2 protein-coding genes are annotated in these 3,275 nt (G+C 31.2%); both read left to right on the top strand.

Features of this window, described 5'->3' with window-relative positions:
- The first annotated feature begins 168 nt into the window (after positions 1-168).
- The gene (locus tag COU51_00220) at positions 169-1,329 is read left to right on the top strand and encodes a hypothetical protein (GenBank protein ID PIR67130.1); all 1,161 of its coding nucleotides are present in this window, start codon (positions 169-171) and stop codon (positions 1,327-1,329) included.
- A 44-nt stretch (positions 1,330-1,373) separates the two neighbouring features.
- Positions 1,374-3,275, top strand: a 1,902-nt coding sequence (locus COU51_00215; protein ID PIR67129.1) for a hypothetical protein, incomplete at its 3' end; no start/stop codon positions are given.

The raw sequence follows: 3,275 nt of genomic DNA, 5'->3' as shown, positions 1-3,275 counted from the left end.
CTAGGTTGGCTAACTAAAAAAATACGTTGAATTACGTATTTTTTTGTATCTGAGATTTTCCTTGACGGGGATGGGGCGGAAAAAAAACAAACCATTATACAAGGGTGGGTTTTGCAGGCGATAAGTTTATATAAAAACAATAAAATTTATCCGTGCTATAATTAAAGTATGAAGTATAAAGAAAAAATATTTTTATATATCAGCCCCGCTATATTGGCAATATTGTCATCAATTATTGCATATTGGATTCTTGGAATAGAATGGTATATTATGATTTTTCCTGCGCTTTCAGGAATATTTTTTAGCTTCATAATAAAAGGCGACAAAGCATATAAGTATTTAAAAGCACTGGCAATCGGATCTATCATTTATTCTGTTATCCTAGGAATAGCAATCGCCACTATTCAATTAAAAATAAGCTGGACATTTATTTATCAACCGGGATTTTACGGAATGTTATTAATACCGATTTTTATTTTTTGGTTAGGTGGCGGGTTGGGTATAGTTTTTAAGGGTTTTTATTCTTTATATAAAAAATTTATTGATAAAATAATACTCTTCGTAAGTCCTGCTATTTTGGTTGGACTATCTTTTTTTGTTAGAAATATAGCGATAAAAGGAACAATAATGAGGAGATATTATGGTTGGCCAAGACCTTTTTTAGAATATCAAATAAAAGATGCTATTGACGGACTCTTTATAAATAAATGGACTAATAATTTTTTTGTAAAAAATACCATTTATAACTACCTTATTATTTTGGCTTTATTTACTTTTGTATTCTTTATAATCCAGTTATTAAATAAATATATTAAAAAACTAAAATTAAACCCAACACCCATTCTTTTTGTTATAACTATATTAGCGAGTACTATTTTATTAATATCGCCTGGGTTAAAACGAATTTATGTTGAGCGGGAAATTGATAAAGCTAATTATTGCCAAGTTGCTTCCGATTGTCAGTTATTAGAACCAAAATGTCCATTTGGATGCGCAATATATGTAAACAAAGAAAATGCCGGCAAAATAAATGGGTTATTAATGAATTATGATTCAACTTGTATATATAGTTGTATATCTACTACGCCTACTTGTGAAAATAATAAATGCAGGCCCGTATGGGGAGCTGAAGAACAATGGTTAAAAATAACACAGGCAATTTATAATTGCGAAGTTACGCAAATTTTTCAAGCCCACAACCTTAACGTAAGCGCCAAACTAAAAAATGGGGATGTATTAAATGCAGCTGAACCGAAAATAGATGATATAATTAAAGTCGCTATTGAGGCGCAAGCAAAATGCGGAGAAATAATAATGGGTACGGAATAATTAAAAATTTAATCTTTTTTTAAACTAAGTATTATAAAAAATATATGAAAAAACTAAACAATGATTTAAAAAATCAAATGTCGGAGCATAACATCGATGATAGCATTGAGGTAGACAGTCAAGAAAAAAAAGAAAAATTTAATATAAAAAATATTAGCATTAAAAATAAATTTGTATTTATTCCTCTTATTTGTTTTGCCGTCATCCTTATATCGCTTTTGAGTTATTCACTTGTAAATAATTTTGCAAAACACCCAGAACAAACCAAAAAGAATGCTTTTTGGGAGTTTAACTTAGTCAAGCCAATTTTTGCGCAAGTAAAAGAAGCAACAAGTAAAATAAAACCCTCAATACCTCTTAGTAAGATAAAAATTTCAGAAATAGAAAATTTAGAAAGTTTTACAAAAGAAGAAAATATTCAGTTTTCCCAAATACAAAAACAAACATTAGAAAATGATGGTTTTTTTCTTGATTACAATAATATAATTAAAGACCAGTCTGGTTTTCAAGATATGGATGATTTTGTTGATATGTATGATGCTTTTGACGGAAATTCAAATCAATATTATCGTAAACAGAATAATGCAATTTTTATCAGCAGTGATACGGCTCTACACTTATATCATATTTTAGTTGATAGGAGCTTCCAAAGAATAGAAGAAACTAAATTTCAGCCCATGCTTCGATCAATGACAAGGGCATTATTTTTGGATTCAATTAATAAATATAATTCCGTAGATGATACAAAATTAAAAGAATCATACAAACGGTTGTCAGCTTATTATCTAATTCCTCTTGTTGTTTTAGACGCAGGCAACACTTCCGTAGGAATAAATTTAAAGCCCGAAGATTATGACACCTTTGCTCAATATTTAGATGCTGTCGATAAACAGATAATAGCTAACAGTGAAAAAGATTTTATGTTCTCGTTAAATAATAAAACTTATGACGGGGTTGAGCTGAGTGACGAAATTTATCAATTAGCTAAGTCAGAATTAGAATTAATACAAAAAGCTAAGGGCAAAGAGGCCTCTCCATTATTTACTCCGCTTCGTAAGGAGCTTGAAAATGATTATTCGCAATTCAAGCCTCGTTCGCACTACACAAAAAACGATATTTTAAAAAGTTATTTTATTTCAATGATGTGGTATGGCAGAATGGGGTTTGTAGTTAAAAGTTCTGATTTAACAAGGGATGCATTGATTATGACGGGGCAAATAAATAATCTTAAAGTTAGTGATGAGAAATTATCAGAAATGTGGTCAGATATGTCGGCAGTGATAGATTTTTTCGTAGGAGAGGTGGATGATTTAACCGCATATCAATATACTGATTTAATTAAAAAAGTTTATGGAAACAGCAATATTTCGGATAAAGATTTTGTAGACGACGAGCTTTTGAATAAATTTATAGATAAAGCAAAAAAAGAGTTGCCATCGCCTAAAATAATCTCAGAGGCCTTGGCGGTATTTGACGACGGTGGAAAAAGAGCTGAGCTTTTGGCAGATACTATGCAATTTAGATTTATGGGACAAAGGTTCACTCCCGATGCCTATATTATCGGCAATCTAACCCAAGGCGTTGGCATTCCCGATCCCGAGACTGGACAACTTTTACCGACAATGCCAACAGCTTTAATGCCACTGAGTGTAATTGCGCCTGATAATACTGTTGTCAAAAATTATCTGGATGAATGGATAAATAATCAGGAGCGAATAAAGCAACAAAAAAGAGAATCTGATAAAATAATTGCAAAAGTTATTGCTAAGCTTAAACAAGAGTTCTCTAGTTATAGCCAAAGCGTTTGGACGCAAAATATTTATTGGAGCTGGCTGAATTGTTTTAAACCCTTGCTTGCCAAATATGGAGAGGGATACCCTTATTTTATGCAAACAGATAATTGGATAAAGAAAAATTTAAGCACAGTGCTTGGCTCATTTACGGAA

The sequence above is a fragment of the Parcubacteria group bacterium CG10_big_fil_rev_8_21_14_0_10_36_14 genome, from assembly GCA_002772895.1.
Classification (GTDB): Bacteria; Patescibacteriota; Patescibacteriia.
This window is presented reverse-complemented; position numbering and strand designations above follow the sequence as displayed.